Below are 947 nucleotides of genomic sequence, written 5' to 3' on the forward strand. Positions count from 1 at the left end.
CAACCTGTTCGTCTAATCGGTCACATGCTTAAGGGCTGGTCCCCGTTCGCTCGCCGCTACTGGGGGAATCTCGGTTGATTTCTTTTCCTCAGGGTACTTAGATGTTTCAGTTCCCCTGGTTCGCCTCATGTACCTATGTATTCAGTACATGATACTGACCTTGTGGTCAGTGGGTTTCCCCATTCAGAGATGTCCGGGTCACAGGTTGTTGCCACCTCACCGAACCTTATCGCAGGCTACCACGTCTTTCATCGCCTCTGGCTGCCTAGGCATCCACCGTGTGCGCTTCATTGCTTGACCCTATAACCCGAAGGGGTCTGGTATCTCGCAATGACAACGATTGCCGGATACGCTTGAGACGTATCACACAACAATTACGTATGAACGTTTAAAAACGTTCATGTCAGCATGATATACATTGTTAAAGAGCGACTGTTCAGTGAACAGTGATAAAGCGACACTTGCGTGTACGATTTATCAATGATCACGAAACGACAAACGGCACTGGATACTACCAACATGATGGTGGAGCCAAGCGGGATCGAACCGCTGACCTCCTGCGTGCAAGGCAGGCGCTCTCCCAGCTGAGCTATGGCCCCATTGCGTTCGCACTGCATCGCCTCTTGTCATAAATTTCCGTGAGACCAGGCAAAATGAGACGACGCATGGGTTTCCATGCGAGGAGCATTTTAACGCCGTATCACGGGAATTTGGTGGGTCTGGGCAGACTTGAACTGCCGACCTCACCCTTATCAGGGGTGCGCTCTAACCAACTGAGCTACAGACCCAAGAGGGGATCGTGCTAAACCGTTTGCTCTATCACTTGATCAGGTAATTCATTGTGAGCGCTTGCCGCGAGGATGACGCATCGTTTAAGGAGGTGATCCAGCCGCAGGTTCCCCTACGGCTACCTTGTTACGACTTCACCCCAGTCATGAACCACACCG

Annotated in this window: 2 tRNA genes and 2 rRNA genes; all 4 read right to left on the reverse strand. The window is 51.5% G+C overall.

Annotated elements, in window-relative coordinates:
* Positions 1 to 300 (reverse strand): 23S ribosomal RNA (locus tag HW452_RS17305); the annotation flags it as partial.
* Between the two features lie 223 nt (positions 301 to 523).
* Positions 524 to 599, reverse strand: a tRNA-Ala gene (locus HW452_RS17310).
* A gap of 112 nt (positions 600 to 711) precedes the next feature.
* A tRNA-Ile gene (locus HW452_RS17315) sits at positions 712 to 788 on the reverse strand.
* Positions 789 to 873: 85 nt separating this feature from the next.
* A 16S ribosomal RNA gene (locus HW452_RS17320) occupies positions 874 to 947 on the reverse strand; the annotation flags it as partial.

It is taken from the genome of Vreelandella aquamarina (assembly GCF_020075495.1).
Lineage (GTDB): Bacteria > Pseudomonadota > Gammaproteobacteria > Pseudomonadales > Halomonadaceae > Vreelandella > Vreelandella aquamarina_A.